This is a genomic window from Thioalkalivibrio sp. AKL12, from assembly GCF_000377925.1.
GTDB lineage: Bacteria > Pseudomonadota > Gammaproteobacteria > Ectothiorhodospirales > Ectothiorhodospiraceae > Thioalkalivibrio > Thioalkalivibrio versutus.
Genome location: NZ_KB898903.1, coordinates 44,188 through 64,333, shown reverse-complemented (window position 1 = coordinate 64,333; position 20,146 = coordinate 44,188). Strand labels below are relative to the sequence as shown.

The 20,146-nt window shown below is 68.3% G+C and carries 19 protein-coding genes; 8 read left to right on the top strand and 11 right to left on the bottom strand.

Annotated features, from left to right (window positions below):
- Window positions 1-999 (top strand): ISL3 family transposase (locus tag D579_RS0111995; protein WP_018952049.1); only part of this gene is annotated, 999 nt, incomplete at its 5' end.
- A gap of 43 nt (window positions 1,000-1,042) precedes the next feature.
- On the opposite strand, the gene D579_RS0111990 is transcribed toward D579_RS0111995, so the two are convergent.
- Window positions 1,043-1,600: a hypothetical protein gene (locus D579_RS0111990; RefSeq protein WP_231376863.1), complete on the bottom strand. Its 558-nt coding sequence runs from the start codon at window positions 1,598-1,600 to the stop codon at window positions 1,043-1,045.
- A gap of 362 nt (window positions 1,601-1,962) precedes the next feature.
- Here D579_RS0111990 and D579_RS0111985 point away from each other — a divergent pair, with 362 nt between their 5' ends.
- Entirely contained in the window at window positions 1,963-2,505 is a 543-nt protein-coding gene (locus tag D579_RS0111985) for a glycine cleavage system protein R (RefSeq protein ID WP_018952148.1), read from the top strand.
- A gap of 59 nt (window positions 2,506-2,564) precedes the next feature.
- On the opposite strand, the gene D579_RS0111980 is transcribed toward D579_RS0111985, so the two are convergent.
- The 3 genes from D579_RS0111980 to D579_RS0111970 all read right to left on the bottom strand — a co-directional run bounded on the left by D579_RS0111980 (window position 2,565) and on the right by D579_RS0111970 (window position 5,978).
- Window positions 2,565-4,049: a RimK family protein gene (locus tag D579_RS0111980; protein ID WP_018952147.1), complete on the bottom strand. Its 1,485-nt coding sequence runs from the start codon at window positions 4,047-4,049 to the stop codon at window positions 2,565-2,567.
- Window positions 4,042-5,211 (bottom strand): GNAT family N-acetyltransferase/peptidase C39 family protein, encoded by a 1,170-nt coding sequence (locus D579_RS0111975; RefSeq protein WP_018952146.1) that lies wholly within the window; start codon window positions 5,209-5,211, stop codon window positions 4,042-4,044. The genes D579_RS0111980 and D579_RS0111975 overlap by 8 nt, the downstream gene beginning before the upstream one ends.
- A gap of 95 nt (window positions 5,212-5,306) precedes the next feature.
- On the bottom strand, window positions 5,307-5,978 hold the full coding sequence (locus D579_RS0111970) for a haloacid dehalogenase type II (RefSeq protein ID WP_026289520.1): 672 nt from the start codon (window positions 5,976-5,978) through the stop codon (window positions 5,307-5,309).
- A 130-nt stretch (window positions 5,979-6,108) separates the two neighbouring features.
- On the opposite strand from D579_RS0111970, the gene D579_RS0111965 reads away from it, so the two are divergent.
- From D579_RS0111965 to D579_RS0111940, 6 genes are all read left to right on the top strand, one after another.
- Window positions 6,109-6,333 carry an addiction module protein gene (locus D579_RS0111965; protein WP_018952144.1) on the top strand — a complete coding sequence of 75 codons (225 nt, stop codon included), beginning with the start codon at window positions 6,109-6,111 and terminating at the stop codon, window positions 6,331-6,333.
- Window positions 6,330-6,629 (top strand): type II toxin-antitoxin system RelE/ParE family toxin, encoded by a 300-nt coding sequence (locus D579_RS0111960; protein ID WP_018952143.1) that lies wholly within the window; start codon window positions 6,330-6,332, stop codon window positions 6,627-6,629. Before D579_RS0111965 ends, D579_RS0111960 begins: the two co-directional genes overlap by 4 nt.
- A gap of 111 nt (window positions 6,630-6,740) precedes the next feature.
- The gene (locus D579_RS0111955) at window positions 6,741-7,064 is read left to right on the top strand and encodes a BolA family transcriptional regulator (protein ID WP_018176172.1); all 324 of its coding nucleotides are present in this window, start codon (window positions 6,741-6,743) and stop codon (window positions 7,062-7,064) included.
- A 4-nt stretch (window positions 7,065-7,068) separates the two neighbouring features.
- Window positions 7,069-8,268 (top strand): alkaline phosphatase family protein, encoded by a 1,200-nt coding sequence (locus tag D579_RS0111950; protein WP_018952142.1) that lies wholly within the window; start codon window positions 7,069-7,071, stop codon window positions 8,266-8,268.
- A 64-nt stretch (window positions 8,269-8,332) separates the two neighbouring features.
- Window positions 8,333-8,635 carry a hypothetical protein gene (locus D579_RS0111945; RefSeq protein WP_018144508.1) on the top strand — a complete coding sequence of 101 codons (303 nt, stop codon included), beginning with the start codon at window positions 8,333-8,335 and terminating at the stop codon, window positions 8,633-8,635.
- Between the two features lie 24 nt (window positions 8,636-8,659).
- Window positions 8,660-13,186, top strand: a complete 4,527-nt coding sequence (locus tag D579_RS0111940; protein WP_018952141.1) for a DEAD/DEAH box helicase — start codon at window positions 8,660-8,662, stop codon at window positions 13,184-13,186.
- Between the two features lie 440 nt (window positions 13,187-13,626).
- On the opposite strand, the gene hisC is transcribed toward D579_RS0111940, so the two are convergent.
- The 7 genes from hisC to D579_RS0111905 all read right to left on the bottom strand — a co-directional run bounded on the left by hisC (window position 13,627) and on the right by D579_RS0111905 (window position 20,145).
- Window positions 13,627-14,721 (bottom strand): histidinol-phosphate transaminase, encoded by a 1,095-nt coding sequence (gene hisC / locus D579_RS0111935; RefSeq protein ID WP_018952140.1) that lies wholly within the window; start codon window positions 14,719-14,721, stop codon window positions 13,627-13,629.
- Window positions 14,718-16,019, bottom strand: coding sequence for a histidinol dehydrogenase (gene hisD / locus D579_RS0111930; protein WP_018144511.1), 1,302 nt, complete (start codon window positions 16,017-16,019; stop codon window positions 14,718-14,720). Before hisD ends, hisC begins: the two co-directional genes overlap by 4 nt.
- Before the next feature lie 14 nt (window positions 16,020-16,033).
- The gene (locus tag D579_RS0111925; protein ID WP_018168264.1) at window positions 16,034-17,101 is read right to left on the bottom strand and encodes a 3-deoxy-7-phosphoheptulonate synthase; all 1,068 of its coding nucleotides are present in this window, start codon (window positions 17,099-17,101) and stop codon (window positions 16,034-16,036) included.
- Window positions 17,102-17,112: 11 nt separating this feature from the next.
- A complete protein-coding gene (gene hisG, locus D579_RS0111920) occupies window positions 17,113-17,763 on the bottom strand; it encodes an ATP phosphoribosyltransferase (protein ID WP_018938197.1) in 651 nt (216 codons plus the stop codon).
- 38 nt (window positions 17,764-17,801) lie between these two features.
- Window positions 17,802-19,061 (bottom strand): UDP-N-acetylglucosamine 1-carboxyvinyltransferase, encoded by a 1,260-nt coding sequence (murA, locus tag D579_RS0111915; RefSeq protein ID WP_018144514.1) that lies wholly within the window; start codon window positions 19,059-19,061, stop codon window positions 17,802-17,804.
- A 101-nt stretch (window positions 19,062-19,162) separates the two neighbouring features.
- A complete protein-coding gene (locus tag D579_RS0111910; protein ID WP_018948959.1) occupies window positions 19,163-19,480 on the bottom strand; it encodes a lipid asymmetry maintenance protein MlaB in 318 nt (105 codons plus the stop codon).
- A complete protein-coding gene (locus tag D579_RS0111905; RefSeq protein WP_018938198.1) occupies window positions 19,477-20,145 on the bottom strand; it encodes a phospholipid-binding protein MlaC in 669 nt (222 codons plus the stop codon). The genes D579_RS0111910 and D579_RS0111905 overlap by 4 nt, the downstream gene beginning before the upstream one ends.
- Between the last annotated feature and the right edge of the window lies 1 nt (window position 20,146).

The following is a 20,146-nucleotide window of genomic DNA, read 5'->3' as shown; positions in this document are numbered from 1 at the left end:
GTGGTGCCGCGTCGCCGGGTGTGGTGCGAGCACTGCGGCGGTCCCCGGTTGGAACGTCTGAGCTGGCTGGGGCGCTATCAGCGGCTGACCAACCGGTTGGCGGATGCCTGCAGTCAGTTGTTGCGTTCGGCCAGTATCCAGGCTGTGGCCGCGTTCTATGGCCTGGGCTGGCACACGGTGAAGACCGTGGACCGGCATCGCCTGGCGGCTTCGCTACCGGAGCCGGACTGGGCGTCGATCCGCTATCTGGCGATGGACGAGTTCGCCCTGCACAAGGGGCACCGCTACGCGACCGTGGTGATCGAGCCGATCCGGCGCCAGGTGTTGTGGGTCGGCGAAGGCCGCTCGCGCGAGACCGCGCGGGCCTTCTTCGAGCAGCTCCCCGAAGGCGTGCGCGAGCGCATCGAGGCGGTGGCGATCGACATGACCACGGCCTTTGAGCTCGAGATCCGGGCGCAGTGCCCGCGCGCCGAGATCGTCTATGACCTGTTCCATGTGGTCGCCAAGTACGGCCGCGAGGTGATCGACCGGGTGCGTGTCGACGAGGCGAAGCGCCTGGGCGACGACCGACAGGCCCGACGCGTGATCAAGTCCAGCCGCTGGCTGCTGTTGCGCAACCGGGCATCGTTGAACGCCGGCCAGTCGGTGCGCCTGGACGAACTGCTGCAGGCCAACCAAGCGTTACTGACGGTCTACCTCTTACGCGACGAACTCAAGCGACTGTGGTTCCAGCGCAGCCCCGAGCGGACGTACCAGGCGTGGCGGCAATGGGTGCAGCAAGCGCACGAGAGCGGAATCCAAGCCCTGCAGCGCTTCGCACGCCTGCTGGAGCCCTACCTGCCCGGCATCGTCTCGCGCTGCCGCCACCGGCTGAACACCAGCGTCGTCGAGGGCATTAACAACACGATCAAGGTCATCAAGCGTCGGGCCTATGGCTACCGCGACCAGGACTACTTCTTCCTCAAAATCCGCGCAGCCTTCCCCGGTAATGCTCGATGAACCAAATATTTCCACGGATCCTGAATTTCTTGGGTCTTGGCCATCAGTACGTTTCCGGTATCAGGTGTTCCATGTGTTGGAGAAACGCCTCGACGGCCGCAGATGGCCGTACAAAACGCTTCGAGAGGTTCGGGCCGGCAATGGTCCAACGCTTCGGGCGGGGTGGATCAACACAGAGGACGTAGACCGGGTTCTTCCTTGGAGCACCGTTCTTCTTCGACTCATGCAGCCCCACACACCCCCCTTGCGGAATCACATGCCAAGGCGCGCGGGTTAGTCGAGATCCAATCACCAGGCCGGCTTCCTCAATCGCCACTTCCGGCCGCATACGGTCCAGCGGGTGAAGATCCGGGTCGTGCGACTCATCGGGAGACTTGAGCCACCCCGCATCAATGCTATCGAGCCCCAGCATCTGCTCACGTGGCCACAACTCCCCCGTTTTCACGCTCACCACGTCCGAGCGGATGTTCGACCCCCGAAAGCATCGGTGCTGATTGCGCAGAATCGACCACACCTCCACGTACAGCACCGCGTCTTTCACGAACAGCCTCTTCGCCACCAGGTCCCGCTCGGTGATCGCGCCATGGGCGTCCTGGTACATGAAGCGTAATCGATGATCCCCCACCCACAAGTCCATTTTCGCCTCCGCACGAAACCTCGGCTCTACGCCCGAGCATGACCCGGATGTACGCCAGGGTCCACCTTCGGATTTTGAGTCGCCTTCGAGGATCAGACCTTGCCTTTTCCCTTCCAGAAAAGAACATCGGACTAGACGAGGCAACGATGGATCGATTGTGCATTCAGCGGGCCTGGCGCGCGAACGCTCCTGGCCGAACTTGGGCACCCCACCGTCCGAGCGTTGGAGGATCATTCATTCGGTACGAAACTCCCAGCGGGCGCGTTGCCTCGGGCGGCGAGGGCGCGCAGGATGATGGGTCTGTTTACGATTGGAGGGCTGTGCGTATGAAGACTTCGATCATTTTGACGGTGATTGGGCCGGACCGGCCAGGGCTGGTCAGCGCGGTGGCGGCGCGGGCGCGGGCGGCGGGCGGCAACTGGCTGGAGAGCCGCATGGCGCAGCTGGCCGGTCAGTTCGCCGGGGTCGTGCTGCTGGAGGCCGAGGCGGATGCCGCGGACCAGCTGGAGGCCGCACTGCGCGAGCTGGAGGGGGACGGTCTACAGGTCCAGATCCAGCGCGGGAGTGAGCTTCCGGCACCGCCCTGGCACCGGGTGATGCTCGATCTGGTCGGACACGACCGGCCGGGGATCGTGCAGGACATCACCGCCATCCTCTCGCGCCACGGCGTCAGCGTGGAAACCCTGGATACGGCCTGCAAGCCGGGCTCAATGACCGGCGAACCAATGTTCCACGCGCAGGCGCAACTCGGCGTCCCCGAGGACCTGGATCTGGACACCCTGCAGGACGCCCTCGAGGCACTGGCCAACGAACTGATGGTCGACCTCGAACTCCACGACCCGCAACACGAGCCGCCCGAGGCAGCCTGACCTGGAATCCGAGCAAGCTGGATCCCCCTCGCCCGTAACGAGCGCGCCGGAAAGCCGCATCAGGGGGCGGCGCGGTGGCGACGAGCGGCGTCGAGGCGGCGGACGAAGTCTTGCATCAGGGTGGTATAGAGCGTCTCGCCGAGGACCTTGTCCTCGATGCCGGCGTCGAGGTTGGGGTTGTCGTTCACCTCGATCACCATTACGCCGCGCGGGGTCTGCTTGAGGTCGACCCCGTAGAGGCCGTCGCCGATCAAGTTGGCGGCCTTCACTGCCGTCTTGACCACCGCGGCGGGCACGTCCACAAGGGCCTGGGTGCGAAAGCCGCCTTCGCGCGGGCCGCCCTTGGCGTCGTGGTTGACGATCTGCCAGTGCTTGCGCGACATCAGGTATTGCGAGGCGTACAGCGGCTGGCGGTTGAGCACGCCGATGCGCCAGTCGAATTCGGTATAAACGAACTCCTGGGCCAGGATCAGATCGCTCTCCTTGAGCAGGCGCCGGGCGATGGATTCCAGCTCGCCGCGGGCGTTCGCCTTGAATACGCCGCGCGAGAAGCTGCCGTCCGGGATCTTGAGCACCACGGGATAGCCGATCGACTCCTCCGCGCGCAGGATGGTCTCGCGGTTGAGGATCACCGTCTTCGGTGTGGGCACGCGATGGGCGGCCAGGCGCTCGGCCAGGTAGACCTTGTTGGTACATCGCAGGATGGAGTCGGCATCGTCGATCACCACCATGCCCTCGGCCTCGGCCTTGCGCGCGAAGCGGTAGGTGTAGTGGTCGATCGCGGTGGTCTCGCGGATGAACAGGGCATCGAACTCCGCCAGCCGCGGCAGGTCGCGCGCCTGGATCAGCTCGACATCCATCCCCTGCTCCTGTCCAGCGCGGACGAAGCGCTTGAGCGTCGCCGGCGTGGACGGGGCCAGGGCCTCGTCCGGGTTGTGCAGGATAGCCAGCTCGTAGCGTGCGCTGCGGGCCTCGCGCCGGCGGCGCCAGGGCTTGGAGAGGTAGCGCTCCAGGGCGGCAAAGAAGGCCGGCTCCTGCTCGGGCTCGAGCGCGTTGAGCGCGAACGGGCGCAGGGCTTGGATCTGCCACCGCCCCTGCAGCCGGAACTCCACCCGGAACATCGGCGCGGGGAACAGGGCGAACAGCTGCCCGGCGATCTCCTGCAGCGCCGGCTCGGCGCACTGGCCGAACAGCACGGTCAGTTCCAGCCGTTCCGGATGCGTACCCTGGCGGCTGCGCCCCAGTACGCGCGCCACACGTTCATCCAGTTCTTCGGTGTCCAGGCTGTAGATCGACTTGCGCGACAGGTCCTGCAGGGTGCGCACGCTGGGGATCACCCGATGCCCGCGCGCCTCCGCCAGCAACGAGCCGTAGTAGCCCGCCGACAGGTAGCGCTGGCTACGGCACAGGTTGATCACCCGCAGGTTGGCCGGGTCGGCGGCGGCCGGGCCGCGCAGGTAGTCGTCGATGGCCATCACCGGCAGGTCGGGGAAGTGCGGCTTCCAGTCCGCCCGGCGCTCGACCAGGATGCGATGCTCAGGCATGCGCCACCCCTGGCGTCTTGCGTGGGCCGACGATCACCGCCGCCTGCAACCCCGCGCGCCCATAGCGCGCCATGCGCTCGAAGTCCGCGCGCGCGATCGGCATGTTGACCGAATCCAGCGCGCGCTCGCCCTGCTCGGTATCCACGAACGGGTCGTGCACGTAGACAAAACGCTCGTCGAACCCGGTCACCGTGACCCAGTGCGGGAAGCGTTCGGCATACAGCCGCACGCTGCTGATCAGCACCACCGGCACCCCGCCCTCGGCAGAACGTGCCGCCAGCTGGGCCACGTTCACCGGACCATGCACCACGGGCACGCCGAGTTGTTCCAGCTCCTCGATCATCTCTTCCTGCACCAGCTGCATGACTTCCTTTTTCTCCACGCTGCGCACCGAATCGGCAAACGCCACGCCACGATCGCGCACCAGCAGTTCCACCTCGAACCCGCGATGGGCGGCCGCCAGCGCCAGCCCGTAGGGCCCGCAACCGCCGTGGCCGGAGGTCATGAATATGGTGGTGGCGTCACGCCACAGGCGCAGCTCCAGGCGCCGGTCCAGCTTGAGTTCGGGGTCGATGGCGCGCATCGCCATCATCAGTGCGGCCGGGCCGCAGGTGAACTCCAGCGTCTGCGCGTAGTACGGTGCGCGCACCAGCGCCGGATCGGGACCGGGCGCCAGCGACTTCTGCAGCCGCAGCGCATCCATGTGGTCCTCGTAGTAGTCGTCGATGGTGCCGAAATCGCGATACCCCAGCCCCCGGAACAACGCCTGACTGGCCGCGTTGTCACGGCGCACTTCCAGGCGCAGATCGGTCCGGCCGTGCTCCCGCGCCACATCCTCCGCCGCCTCCACCAGGCGCCGCCCGAGCCCTTGCCCACGTGCCCGCTCGCTGACCGCGATGGAGTACAGCCGCGCCAGCGACGTACCCCGGCTGAACAGCAGCATCACGTAGCCGAGCAGCCCCTCACCGCCGGGCCCCTCCGCCACCAGCGTGGCCGCATGCCCGCGCGTGAGGAGGTAGCGAAACTGCCGCCGCGAGATGCGATCGACCTCGAACGCCGCCTGTTCCAGCGCCACCAGCGCCTCCAGATCCTCCAGCGTAGCCGCACGGATCAGGGGCGATTCCGTTGCGGGCGCGACCCGTTGCTTGACGTGCTGGCTCACGCTCCTCTCCCGGCGGCTGCCCGATCTCCATCGTAGCGCAACCACCGCGTGCGAATAGCGCGTTGCAACGGGAATGCTTGCCGAGGTCGCGGCCGCTACAAACCCAGCGCGCCGGCCAGCTCGTCCAGGTCCCGGATGGTAGCGGTGGGTTCCCCGCCCCAGGGATCGAACAGCCCCTGCCCCGCCCGGTCGAGCCAGGCCGTGCGCATACCCGCGGCCTGCGCGCCGATCACGTCAAACGGGTTGCCCGAGATCAGCCAGGCAGCCATCGGCAATACATTCGCCCGCTGGAGGAAATGCCGGTACACCCGTGGATCGGGCTTGAAACAGCCGATCTCGTCCACGCTGACGACATCCTCGAAGCGATCGTCCAGACCGGCGTGGCGCAGCAGCTCACCCACCGTCTCGGCCCTGCCGTTGCTGAATGCGAACAGGCGGTGGCCGTCCGCGCGCAGGCGATCCAGGGCCGGAGCCGCATCGGTAAAGGCGGGGAGCTGGCGATAGCGCTGCAACAACGCCACCTCCTGCTCAGGGTCGAGCTCGATATCCGACGCCTGGCAGCAATAGCGCAGCGCGTGCTCGGTACAGGTATCGAAGTCCGCATACGCCCCCATCAGCCCACGCCGGAAGGTGTATTCGAGCTGCTTCTCGCGCCAGGCACGCGCCAGCACAGGTGCCCGCTCGCCGATCCAGCCTTCGAGCGTCGCCGCAATCCCCTGCGTATCGATCAGCGTCCCGTACACATCGAACGCCAGTGCCTGTCGCATCATCACCTCCCAGGAGCGGGAACCACCTGCTTCATGCCGGCCACAATGGCGCCCTCTCGCACTACCATGCCAGTATGAGCAGACACCTTGCTCCGGCCATCGCCCACAGCGATGTCACGAGGATGATGACATGAAGATCAAAGACCTCATCGACGAAGCCGAGTCCCTACCCGTGGAGGACCGCGCCCTGGTAGTCGATTCTCTCCTGCGCAGCCTGAACCCGCCCGATGCGGATGTAGACCGAAAATGGGCGGAAGTCTCCCGAAAACGCCTGGAAGAGATCCGGTCGGGCACGGTCGCGGCCATTCCGGGCGAGCAGGTCTTCGAGAAGATATGGCACCGGTTTGAACGATGAGTTTTCGCTTTCATCCGGAAGCGCAGCAAGAACTCACGGAGGCCGTCCAGTACTACGAAGAAATCGAGCCCGGACTCGGGAACGATTTTGCGGTTGAAGTGTTTGCAGCGGTGCAACGCGCCCTCGCTTATCCGCGCGCATGGACGGTTCTCGAGGGCGAAGTACGGCGCTCGTTCGTGAAACGATTTCCGTACGGAGTCCTTTATACAGAAGACGAGGACGCTGTTCTGATTCTCGCCATCATGCACCTGCATCGTGATCCGGACTATTGGAAGACCCGCGCACCGGGCGCGTAATCCCGGCCTTCCGGGCACGGCAGCCATGCGACCCACAGAGGATCTGGACATGCGTTGCCGACACGGCAGACTGGACACGTTGACCCACCATTCGAAGCACTGGAGTCGTCGATGACCATGCAGGAGACCATTAGCCGGAAACTGGAGGAACGCTTTGCGCCCGAGCATCTGGAGGTGGTGAACGAGAGCCACATGCACAACGTGCCGCCGGGTTCGGAGTCGCACTTCAAGGTGACCGTGGTATCCGAGGCCTTTCGCGATCAGAAACTGATCGCGCGGCATCGTCTGGTGAACCAGGCCCTGGCCGACGAGCTGGCCGGGGGCATCCACGCGCTGGCGCTGCACACCCTGGACCCGGACCAGTGGTTCGAGCGCGCCGGAAAGGTCGCGGATTCCCCGCCCTGCATGGGTGGCGACGGCGGCGCGAAGGCCTGAGGTCTTGTCGGTCACTGCCACCCCCACGGCCCACTCGGCCGTGGACGCCATTCTGCGCGCGCGGCTGGACTCCCCCGGACTGATGGACCTGCTCGGCCAGATCGAGGCGAGCCTGAACGCGGCGGCCTCGCACCCGCCGCTCGCGGGTGTCTCCGAGCACCTGGGCCCGGACTGCCATATCGTACTCTGGCTCATCGACGGCTTTGCCGCCCGTTACCGCCGCCACACGCCGCTGTTGGGCGCGGACCACGTGACCGATCTGGAGACTGTGTTTCCCAGCACTACGGCCACCGCGATCACCAGCATCCTGACCGGCCGCCACCCCGCACGGCATGGCCTGCTCGGCTGGCATACCCGCCTGGCGGCCGCCGAACGTACCCTTACGGTACTGATGGGCCAGGAGCGCGGCGCCGACGACCACCCGGCCACGCTCGGCTACCGCGAGCTGACTGGCCGCGTGCAGCCCGACCGCCTAGGCGACCGGCTTGACTGCGGCATGACCTTCATCGGCCCGGGATGGATCGGCGGCACACCCTACAACCGCATGATGAACCGCGGTGCCGACTTCATCGGCTTCGAGGACCTCTCCGAACTGCCGACGCGGGTGGCCGCGCATGTGAACGCGACGCCGGGACCCCACTTCACCTACGTCTACTGGTCGGAGCTGGACCATCTGGGCCACGAATACGGCCCGGACAGCCCGGAGGTGGAGCGCCACCTGAAACAGCTGGACCTGGCCTACACCGCCACCTGCGCGCAGATCCAGCGTCAGGAAAGCGTGTTCCTGACCACCGCCGACCACGGCATGCGCACGGTCGAACGCCGCCTGGACCTCCGCGAGCATCCGGCGGTACAGGCCTGCCTGCGCCACCGTCTGACCGGCGAGCCACGCGCCGCCCTCGCCCACATCCGAACCGGACAGCACGCTGACTTCCTGCAGGCACTGGAGCGGGCGTTCGGTGACGATGTCCTGGCCATCCCGCAGGCCGAGTGGCTGGGCCACGGGACCCTCGGCCCCGAGCCGCAACACCCGGAACTGCGCGCGCGGGCCGGCGACTACCTGTTGCTACCGGTCGAGGACGCCTACCTGGTGGACCCGCCGGCCGACGACGAGGGGCCGTTCTTCGTTGGCGCCCATGGCGGCCTGTCCCCGGAGGAACGGCATATTCCCCTGTTTCTTCGGAATATCGGCCAGTCGCGGTAAACTGCCGGGTTCTGTGTCAGTCAAACCGACTGGCGCTGGCTAAACAAGACTGTCCCGAGACCCCATGAACGACACCACCGACCAGACCTACAACAACGCCGCCCAGCACCTGATCGAGCTGGCCAACCGCCTGGCGGATGACGGCCAGGCCGACGAGACCGGTGATGTTGCCGACGGCCTGCTGGCCGGTGCGATCCACTTCTGGCTGTACAGCCGCCAACCGTGCGGCGACCCGTTGTGCGAGGACTGCGCCCCGTTCGCGGATGCCGAAAGCCGGCTGGCCATGCTGCACGAGCTGATCGACGAGCTGGCCCGCGACAGCGACTACTTCCATTCCACCACCGACAGCACCGTCGGCCACGCCTGACCCGCCAGCTCGGGGCCCCAGCCGATGCCGGTCACGCCCTTTCGCCCCGCGACCGACACCTGGTTTCGCGAGGCCTTCGAGCAGGCCACTCCCATCCAGTCCCGCGGCTGGCCCGCGATCCGCGCTGGCCACCACTGCCTGCTGATCGCCCCGACCGGTAGCGGCAAGACCCTTGCCGCGTTCCTGAGTGCAATCGACCGCCTGACCGGCGAGCCGGCCCCGGAACCCCGCACCGGCTACTCGGTGCTCTACATCTCGCCCCTGAAGGCACTGGCCACCGATATCGAGCGCAACCTGCGCGCCCCGCTGACCGGCATCACGCGGACCGCCGCGCGCCTGGGCGACGAGTCGGCCCGCGAACCCGTGGTGCACATCCGCACCGGCGACACCCCGCAGGCCGAGCGCCGCGCCCAGGCGCGCGAACCCGGCGACATCCTGGTGACCACGCCGGAGTCGCTCTACCTGCTGCTGGGCTCGAAGGCCGCGGAGAACCTCGAATCCGTCCATACGGTGATCATCGACGAGGTGCACGCCCTGGCCGGCAACAAACGCGGTGCGCACCTGGCCCTGTCGCTGGAACGCCTGGCCGAGCGCTGCGGCGAGGACCCGCAACGCATCGGACTGTCCGCGACCGTGCATCCAGTGGAGGTCGCGCGCGGCTTCCTCGGCGGCAACCGCGAGGTGGAGGTGATCGACGCCGCCGAGGCCCCACGCCTGGATCTCGAGATCCTCGCCCCGGAGGAGCCGCCAGCGGCACACGCACCCCCCACCATCGAACCATCCGAAGACGCGGACACCATCCCGTCCGGCTCCATCCTCGGCGCGGTCTACGGCCAGGGCACCGGACAACTCCCGGGCGGGGGCGGCGACCGCGCCGCGCGCCTGGAGCCGCGCCTGCTGGCCGCGATCCTGGAACACCGCTCGACCATCGTGTTCGTCAACAGCCGCGGGCTGTGCGAGCGCCTGGTCCAGCGCATCAACGACGCCTGGCGCGAACAGCAGCCCGAGGACGCCGAAAAGCCCGGAGACCTGGTCGCCGCGCACCACGGCAGCGTCTCCCACGAGCGCCGCGCGGAGATCGAGGGGCGACTGAAGACCGGACACCTGCGCGGCATCGTCGCCACCAGCTCGCTGGAACTGGGCATCGATATGGGTGCCGTGGACCTGGTGATCATGGTCGAGTCGCCCGGCTCGGTTGCCCGCGGCCTGCAACGCGCCGGACGCGCCGGGCACGGAGTCGGCCAGGTCTCGCGCTCGCTGCTGCTGCCGCGCTTTCGCGGCGACCTGCTGGAATGCGCGGTGATCGGCGAGCGCATGCAGGTCGGCGCGCTGGAACCAATCCATGCCCCGCACAACCCGCTGGACGTGCTCGCCCAGCAGCTCGTCGCGATGGTCTGCGAACGCCCGCGCACGGTGGACGAGCTGCACGCGCTGGTGTGCCGCGCCGCACCCTGGCGCGAGCTGTCGCGCCCGCTGCTGGAGGCGACCCTGGATATGCTCTCCGGCCACTACCCCAGCACCGACTTCGCCGACCTGCGCCCGTGGCTCGCCTGGGACCGCGCCCGCGACGAGCTGACCCCGCGCCGGGGCGCGGCGCTGGCCGCGCGCCTGAACGCCGGCACCATCCCCGACCGCGGCCTGTACGGCGTGCATGTCGGCGAGGGCGGCCCGCGCATCGGCGAGCTGGACGAGGAGATGGTGTTCGAACTGAAGACCGGCGAGAACGTGACCCTGGGCGCCAGCACCTGGCACGTGGAGGCGATCACCCGCGACCGCGTGCTGGTCTCCCCCGCCCCCGGCGAGGTCGGCAAGCTGCCCTTCTGGCACGGCGACGGCCCCGGCCGGCCGATCGAACTCGGGCGCGCAATCGGCGCAGCGACCGAACGCCTCGCGCGCATGGACCGCGCCGAGCGCACGACCTGGCTCAAGGACCACGCCCCGCTGTCCGTGGCGGCGGTCGAGACCCTCGGCGATTACATCGACGAACAGCGCGAGGCCACCGGGCAGCTCCCGTCGGACAAGCGCATCGTGGTCGAGCGCTTTCGCGACGAGGTCGGCGACTGGCGCGTATGCATCCTGACCCCGTTCGGCGCCCGCGTGCACGCCCCCTGGGCGCTGGCCCTGCAGGGGGCGCTGACCAGCACGTCCGGTTTCGAGGTGCAGGTGATGTACACCGACGACGGCATCGTGCTGCGCCTGGCGGACAGCGAGGACCTGCCGGAGCTGGACAGCCTTTTCCCCGACCCGGAGGAACTGGAGGAGACGGTCACTCGCGAGCTGGGGAACTCCACCCTGTTCGCCAGCGCCTTCCGCGAGAACGCGGCCCGCGCCCTGCTTCTGGTGCGCAACCGCCCGGGCCAGCGCACGCCGCTGTGGGCCCAGCGCCTGAAGTCGCAGCAGCTGCTCGCCTCGGTGCGCGAATACGCGAGCTTCCCCGTGGTGCTGGAGACCTACCGCCAGGTGCTGGCCGACGTGTTCGATCTGGACGCCCTGCGCGAGATCCTGCGCGGGGTGCAGGAGCACCACATCCGCGTGCACGAGGTGGAAACGCCACGGGCCTCGCCGTTCGCGCGCAGCCTGGTGTTCGCCTACGTCGCCGCCTACATCTACGAGCAGGACGCGCCGATGGCCGAGCGCAAGGCCCAGGCGCTCACGCTCGATCGCGGGATGCTGGCCGAACTGCTGGGCCAGGCCGAGCTGCGCGAGCTGATCGACCCCGATGCCCTGGCCGAGCTGGAGGCCGAGCTGGCACACGCCACGGAGGCCACACAGGTCCGCGACGCCGACGAACTGCATGACCTGCTGCGCCGGCGCGGCGACCTGACGCGGCAGGAGATCGAAGCCGCAGCGGCCGAAAACCCCGCACCCTGGCTACAGACCCTGGCCGACGGGCTGCGTGCGGTCGAGGTCCGGATCGCCGGCGAGCCGCGCTGGGTCGCGGCCGAGGACGCCGCCCTCTTTCGCGACGCGCTCGGGGTCGTGCCACCACCCGGCCTGCCCGCCGGCTTCCTCGAGCCGCCGCAACGCCCGCTGGAACAGCTGCTGCGCCGCTACGCCCGCACGCATGGGCCATTCCGCGTCGAGGAGCTGGGCGTTCGCTACGGCCTCGCGCCCGGCGCGCTGCTTCCGGCGCTGGAGACGCTAGAGAGTGCCGGCGTGCTGCTGCGCGGCGAGATCCGCCCGCAGGGCCAGGGAGAGGACTGGTGCGAACTGGACATCCTGCGCCGGCTGAAGCGCCGCACCCTGGCGCGTCTGCGCGACGAGGCGGCGGCGGTGGACGCCCGCGCGCTGGGCCGCTTCCTGCCCGCCTGGCAGGGCCTGAGCGAGCCCGGGTCAGGCATCGGCACCCTGCGCGAGGTGCTCACGCAGCTCGAAGGCGTCGCCCTGCCCTGGTCGGCCTGGACCGCCCATGTGCTGCCGATGCGGGTGCGCGACTTCTCGCTGGACGCGCTGGACCGCATCACCGCCTCCGGCGAGTTCGTCTGGGTGGGCAGTGGCGCGCTGGGCCAGCGTGACGGGCGCATCCGCTTCCTGCGCCGCGAACAGGCGATGGTGCTGCTGGAGCCGGACACACCCGAGGCGGAGACACCGGCCCGCGACGACCCACTGGCCGAAGCCATCCTGGAGACGTTGAACCGACGCGGTGCCTGCTTCTACATGGAGCTGGAACGCGCGGCCCGCGAGGCACAGCCGGACGCCCGCCAGGACATGATCGAGGCCGCGATCTGGGATCGGGTCTGGGCGGGGCAGATCACCAACGACACCTTTGCCCCGCTGCGCAGCCTGGGCCAGCGTAAGCCCAGCTCGCGCGGCCGGCGGCGCCCGGGCCAGGGCCTGGCCGGCGGGCGCTGGTCCCGGGTGGCCGACCTGATCGATCCCGGCGTGTCGCTGACGGAACGCGCTCGCGAACAGGCCGAGAACCTGCTGGCACGCTACGGCGTGGTCAGCCGCGAGATGGCGCGCGCCGAGGGGCGGCCGGGCGGCTTCGGCCGCGTGTACCCCGTCTACCGTGCGATGGAGGACGCCGGCAAGCTGCGCCGCGGCCACTTCGTCGAGGGCCTGACCGGCGCCCAGTTCGCGCGCGCCGGCGCGGTGGACCGCCTGCGCGCGCTGGAACGCACGGCCGACGCCACCCCCGAGCCGCAGTGGCTGGCCAGCGTCGACCCGGCCAATCCCTGGGGCCAGCTCCTGCCCTGGCCGCAGCCGCCGGAGGCCGCCGAGGGCCGCCTGCGCCGCGTGGCCGGGGCCCTGGTCGCGCTGGCCGGCGGTCAGCCGCTGCTCTATCTCGCCGCCTCCGGCCGCCAGCTGTTCGTCTGGGAGTCGTTCCCCGGCATCGACACCGCGGAGGAACACGCCACCCTGGTGACCGACGCCATCCGCCAGCTCACCGGCAGCGGCAGCCGCTGGCTGCCCAAACGCCGCGGCATCACCATCGAGAGCATCAACGGCGAACCCGCCCGCCAGTCCCCGTTTACGGAGGCCCTGCGCGCTGGCGGTGCCATGGGCGAGGTCCGCGGCCTGCGTCTGGAACCGCCCGCCGGCCGCCGCTGAGACGCCGCACCGGGAAAGAGCCAGGAAAGGCTCTTCACCACAGAGGGCACGGGAGGAGACGGAGAAATGCGCAGGGCTGTCAGGGGGTACCGCCGCTCTTGCGCACCGGCCCGGCAGCGCCCCCTTGTCATCCCGGAAACCGCGCAGCGGTTATCCGGGATCTTCGCGGTGTGGCCGGCCGAACGCTGGAAGCCAGGAATTACGTCGGAGATCCCGGCTCTTCGCTACGCTGCGGGCGGGATGACCTCCGGTTTTCCGAGTTCGGGACAGGGCGAACGAAAACCGGGCCTGGTGCCCCGCCTTCATCCGATCTCGCCGCGTCTTCCGCGATGGCAAGACCCCTTGTGCGACCCGCTTAGCCTGTTCCGGAAGGTAACCACTCCGCGCATTTCTCCGTGCCCTCGGTGGTGCAACCAAAAGGCGTGGCGCCGGAAAAAACGTCAGGCGGCGAGGGCCTGCCCGAGCGCGGCGAGGAAGGCGTCGTTCTCGTCGGGGCGACCGACGGTCACGCGCAGACAATCCGCGAGAAGCGGATGCGCGCGGCCGACGTCCTTGATCAGGATCCCGGCGTCGCGCAGGGCCGCGAAGATCGCATGCCCCGCCCCGGCGCGTACCCGGAACAGGATGAAATTCGCCTGACTGGGGAAGACCTGCTCGACGCCCGTGGTCGCGGTCAGACGCTCGCTCAGGCGGTCGCGTTCCTCGACGATTCCGCGCGCCTGCGTGTCCAGCGCCTCGCGGTGCTCCAGGGCGAAGGCCACCGAGCGCTGGGTCAGGGTATTGATGTTGTACGGCAGGCGCAGGCGATCCAGCGCATCGATCCACGCCGGCGTGCCCGCCAGATAGCCAAGTCGCGCGCCGGCCAGCCCCAGCTTGGAGACCGTGCGCATCACCATCAGGCCGTCATCCTCGCCGACGCATTTGAGGAAGCTGTGCGCGGCGAACGGGGCGTAGGCCTCGTCGACCACCGTGACCCCAGGGTTCTCGTCGACGATGGCCTCTACCGTCGCGGCATCGTCCAGCGTCCCGGTGGGATTGTTCGGGTAGGCGAGGAACACGAGCGCCGGGTTGTGCTCGGCCAGTGCCGCGCGCATCGCGTCGAGGTCCAGGGTGAAGTCCGCGTTCAGGGGGACACCGATGAACGGCACCCCCAGCGCTCGGGCCAGCACGCCATACATCACGAAGGTCGGCTCCGGCGCCAGCACCGGACGCCCGGAACCCGCCACCGCCGTGATCAGGATCTGGATGAGTTCGTCGGAGCCATTGCCGAACATCAATCCGGCGGCCTCGGGCACACCGTGGGCGGCGCGCACCTGTGCGGCCAGCCCCAGTGCCTGGGCGTCGGGATAGCGATTCAGCTGCGGATCACGCAGGGCCGCCAGCCAGGCGTCTTCCAGCTCCCCCGGCCAGGGATGAGGGTTTTCCATCGCGTCCAGCTTGATCAGGCCGGTCGCGTCGGCCACCTGGTAGGCCGGCTGCGCCAGCACCTCCGGGCGCATCAGGGCGTCCGGGGTCCGGGTCGCGCGGGCGGTCATCGACTGCGCAGTTCGGCGGAGCGCGCGTGGGCGGTCAGGCCCTCGCCGTGGGCCAGGGCCGCGGCGGTCTCGCCCAGCTTGGCCGCACCTTCGGCCGAGCAATGGATGATGCTCGAACGCTTCTGGAAGTCGTACACGCCCAGCGGCGAGGAGAAGCGCGCGGTACGCGAGGTCGGCAGCACGTGGTTGGGGCCGGCGCAATAGTCGCCCAGGGCCTCGGAGGTATAGCGGCCCATGAAGATCGCGCCGGCGTGGCGCAACCCGGCATCCAGCATCGCCTGCGGGTCGGCCACCGACAGCTCCAAGTGCTCCGGGGCGATGCGGTTGGCGACCGCGACGGCCTCGGCCGAGTCGCGCACCTTCACCAGCGCGCCGCGCTTGTCGAGGCTGGTGCGGATGATCTCGGCGCGCGGCATCTCCTCCAGCAGGCGGTCCATGGCCTCGGCCACGCGATCCAGGAACGCGTCGTCCCAGGACAGCAGGATGGACTGGGCCTGCTCGTCGTGCTCGGCCTGGGAGAACAGGTCGGCCGCGATCCAGTCGGGGTCGGTCTCGCCGTCGCAGACCACCAGGATCTCGGACGGGCCGGCGATCATGTCGATGCCGACCGTGCCGAACACCTCACGCTTGGCCGCGGCCACGAAGATGTTGCCGGGGCCAACGATCTTGTCCACCGCCGGGATCGTCTGGGTGCCATAGGCCAGCGCGGCCACGGCCTGGGCGCCCCCCACGGTAAACACGCGATCCACGCCGGCCACGGCGGCCGCGGCCAGCACCAGATCGTTCAGCTCACCGCCCGGGGCGGGCACGACCATGACCAGCAACTCGACGCCGGCGACCTTGGCCGGGATGGCGTTCATCAGCACGGAGGACGGATAGGCCGCCTTGCCCCCGGGAACGTACAGGCCCACCGAGTCCAGCGCGGTCACGCGCTGGCCGAGAACGGTGCCGTCCTCGTCGGTGAAATCCCAGTCCCGCATGAGCTGGTGCTCGGCGTAGCGACGGATGCGTGCGCTGGCCATCTCCAGGGCCTTGCGCTGCTCCGCCGGGATCGACTCCAGGGCGGCCTGCAAGCGGTCGTGGGGGATCTCAAGATCGGAGACTGCGGCGCGGTCGAGCCGGTCGAACTTGGCGGTGTAACGAAGCACCGCGGCATCGCCCTCGGTGCGCACCGCGCCGAGGATCTCGTCCACCGCGTCCCGCACGCCGGTGTCGGCAACGGATTCCCAGGACAGCAGGTTCTCCAGGGCCTGATCGAAATCGGGCTGCTGGGTATCGAGTCGGGCAATGGATGGCATGTCGGGCTCCTCGTTCAGGCGGGTACGGCAGCCTTGCGGCGCGCGCGCACGGCATCGGCCAGCAGGCGCAGGGTGGCCTCGCTGTCGTCCCAGCCCATGCAGGCATCGGTGATGCTCTGGCCATATTGCAGCGGCTTGCCGGGCAGGATGTCCTGGCGACCACCGGTCAGGTGGCTCTCCAGCATCACGCCCATAATGCGCCGATCGCCGCCGGCAATCTGTTCGCCCAGCACACGCGCGACCTCGATCTGCTGCTTCGGGTCCTTGCGGCTGTTGGCGTGACTGCAGTCCACCATCACCGACTCCGGCAGCTCGGCCATGCGCAGTTCCTTGCAGGCCTCTTCGATGCTCGCGGCGTCGTAGTTCGGCTGCTTCCCGCCGCGCAGGATGATGTGGCAGTCGTCGTTGCCGGTGGTGGAGAAGATTGCCGAGCGGCCCGACTTGGTCACCGACAGGAAGTGATGCGGGCGCGAGGCAGAACGAATCGCGTCGATCGCCACGCGCAGGCTGCCATCGGTGGAGTTCTTGAAGCCCACCGGGCAGGACAGACCGGAGGCCAGCTCGCGGTGCACCTGGCTTTCGGTGGTGCGCGCACCAATCGCGCCCCAGGCGACCAGGTCCGCGATGTACTGCGGGCTGATCAGGTCGAGGTATTCGGTGGCCGCCGGCATGCCCTTCACCGCCAGATCGCGCAGCAGTCCGCGCGCCACACGCAGGCCCTTGTTGATATGGAAGCTGCCATCCAGATCGGGGTCATTGATCAGACCCTTCCAGCCAACCGTGGTACGCGGCTTCTCGAAGTACACCCGCATCACAATATGCAGCGCGTCGGAGAGTTCTTCGCGCAGGGTCTTCAGGTGATCGGCATAGTCCAGCGCGGCGTCCACGTCGTGGATCGAGCAGGGGCCGACGATCACCTGCAGGCGGTCATCCTCGCCGCGCAGGATGCGATGGCAGGCCTGGCGGGCCTCGAACACGGTGTTGGCCGCCGCATCGGTGATCGGCAGTTCATCGCGTACGGTGTCCGGGGCGGACACCTCCTGGATTTCGCGGATTCGCAGGTCGTCGGTATCGGCGGTCATGGTGTTCTCGATTACGTCGTCGCGGGGGTGACGGCCTCCCGCAGGCCCTCGATGAGATTTTGAATGGTTCTATGTCGCATCTTCATGGCTGCCTGGTTCACGATCAACCGGGAACTAATGGGGGTAATCAGTTCCAGCGGTTCCAGGCCGTTGGCCTTGAGGGTGTTGCCGGTATCCACCAGGTCGACGATGTAGTCGGCCAGGCCCACCAGCGGTGCCAGTTCCATCGAGCCGTAGAGCTTGATGATATCGACCTGGCGGCCCTGCTGGGCAAAGTAGTTCTGCGTGATGTTCACAAACTTGGTGGCGATGCGCAGGCGTTGCTCCGGGTCCGGTTGCTGGCCCGGGCGCCCCGCCAGCATCAGACGACACTCGGCGATATGCAGATCCAGCGGTTCGTACAGCCCGGCCGCGCCGTGCTCCATCAGCACGTCCTTGCCGGCCACGCCGATGGACGCCGCGCCGTGCTGCACGTAGGTGGGCACGTCGGTCGCGCGCACCACCACGATCTTCACATCCTCGCGGTTGGTGTCGAGGATCAGCTTGCGCGTCTCGTCCGGATCCTCCAGCAACTCGATCCCGGCGCTGGAAAGCAGCGGCAGGGTGTCCTTGAGGATGCGGCCCTTGGACAGGGCGATGGTCAGGGCGTTGGGATCCATCATGGGTCAGGCGTTCGTCCGGTTCCGTGTGAGTCGCAGCTTCAGACCGGCTCGCGACGAATGGTCGCGCCGATCTGGCTCAGTTTTTCCTCGATGCATTCGTAGCCGCGATCGATGTGGTAGATGCGGTCCACCTCGGTCTCGCCCTCGGCCACCAGGCCGGCGATGATCAGGCTCGCCGAGGCACGCAGGTCAGTCGCCATCACCGGCGCACCGACCAGTTTTTCCACGCCCTCGACGATCGCGGTATTGCCCTCGATGGTAATGTGCGCGCCCATGCGCTGCAGTTCCAGCGCGTGCATGAAGCGATTCTCGAACACCGTCTCGACTACCGATCCGGTGCCCTCGGCCACCGTGTTCAGCACCATCATCTGCGCCTGCATGTCGGTCGGGAAGGCCGGGAACGGCGCGGTGCGCAGGTTCACCGCCTTCGGACGGCGGCCCTCCATATCCAGCTCGATCCAGTCCGGCCCGGTCTCGATGCGAGCGCCGGCCTCGACCAGCTTGGCCAGCACCGCGTCCAGCAGCTCCGGGCGGGTATTGCGGCAGCGCACGCGCCCACGGGTGACCGCGGCGGCGACCAGGAAGGTGCCGGTCTCGATACGGTCCGGCATCACGTCGTATTCGCAGCCGTGCAGGCGCTCCACGCCCTGCACCCGAATGGTGTCGGTGCCGGCACCCTGGATCTTCGCGCCCATCGCGGTCAGGCAGTCCGCCAGATCGATGACCTCTGGCTCGCGCGCGGCATTCTCGATCAGGGTCTCGCCCTCGGCCAGGGTGGCGGCCATCAACAGGTTCTCGGTACCGGTTACCGTCACCTGGTCGAAGACCACGCGCGCGCCCTTCAGGCGGTCCGCGCGAGCGTGGATGTAGCCGCCTTCGACCTCGATCTCGGCCCCCAGGGCCTCGAGACCCCGCAGGTGCAGGTTCACCGGACGCGAACCGATGGCGCAGCCGCCCGGCAGGGAGACCTCGGCCTCGCCGAAGCGGGCCAGCAGCGGCCCCAGCACCAGGATGGAGGCGCGCATGGTCTTTACCAGATCGTACGGGGCGACGCACTGGGTCAGCGTGGTCGGGTCGACCTCGATGCGCATGCGCTCGTTGACCGTGAGGCTGACGCCCATGCGGCCGAGCAGCTCCATGGTGGTGGTCACGTCCTGCAGATGCGGGACGTTGCCAATGGTCATCGGCCCGTCCGCCAGCAAAGTGGCGGACAGGATCGGCAACACGGCGTTCTTGGCCCCGGAGATCCAGACCTGACCCTCGAGTCGGCGACCTCCAGTAATGATCAGTTTGTCCATGGGATGCCCGGATTGACCGCCGAACCGACCGTGGTCCGGCGAAACGCGCCATGATAACGAATCCGCGCCGGGCTCGCCCGTTCGCCCGCCGCCAGCACGACTCAGGCGACGGAACGGGCGGCGGAGTCGGTGATAATGGACTCCAAATCGTACAGCTCCAGCAACGGGCGCAACCCCTCGGGGAGGGGCTCGAAGACCAGGGTACGACCCTGCTCGCGGGCGCGGCGCCAGAGAATGACCAGGAACGCCACCCCGGCGCTGTCGATACGACCGGCCTGAGCCAGATCCACCCGGGCGTGCTCCGGAAAATGCGCCGTCAGCCCGCGGGCCCGCGCCTCCAGCCCGGCCACCGTGGCAAACGTCAGCGGACCGCTGACAACCAGGCCACCGGCATCCGCCCGGATCTGTGCGTCGCTCACCGGTCCGCGGCCCCGTTGTCGGGGGTCACGTCGCCCACGGCATCCTCGATCAGCGCCTCGTCGCCATCTTCCAGGCGCTCAATCAGCGCCTCCAGGCCATCGCGGTTGATCTCCTCGTTAAAGCGAGTGCGGAAGTTGCCGACGAAGCTGAGCCCCTCGGCCTCGACGTCGAAGACCTTCCATTCGCCGTTCACCGGACGCAGACGGTAGTTGACCTGGATGTTCGACTGGCCGGAGCCCATCACCACCTCGGTGGCGACCACGGCCATGCGCTCGTCCTGGCGCGAGCGCCGCTCGATGACGCGCACGTCCTTGTCCAGATGATCGGCCAGTTGCACCCCGTAGGCCTGCAGCAGCGTGTTCTTGAAGGCCTCGGCGAAGCGGTTTTGCTGCTCGCTGCTGGCATCGCGCCAGTGGCGAGCCAGGACCAGGCGAGCCATCCCGTTGATATCCACGCCGGGCAGGATCTCCTCCTCGATCACGCCAATCACAAAGTCAGGATCTTCCTGCGCACGCGCCTCGTTTGCCCGCAGCTTCTCGTAGACCGCGTCGATCGACTGCTTGATGAGCTCGGCGGGGTTTTCTTCGGCCTGGGCGGGAGCCGCCAGGATCAGGACCAGCAGCGCCAGCGGCAGGATCAGGATTCGTTCATGCAACCATTTCATG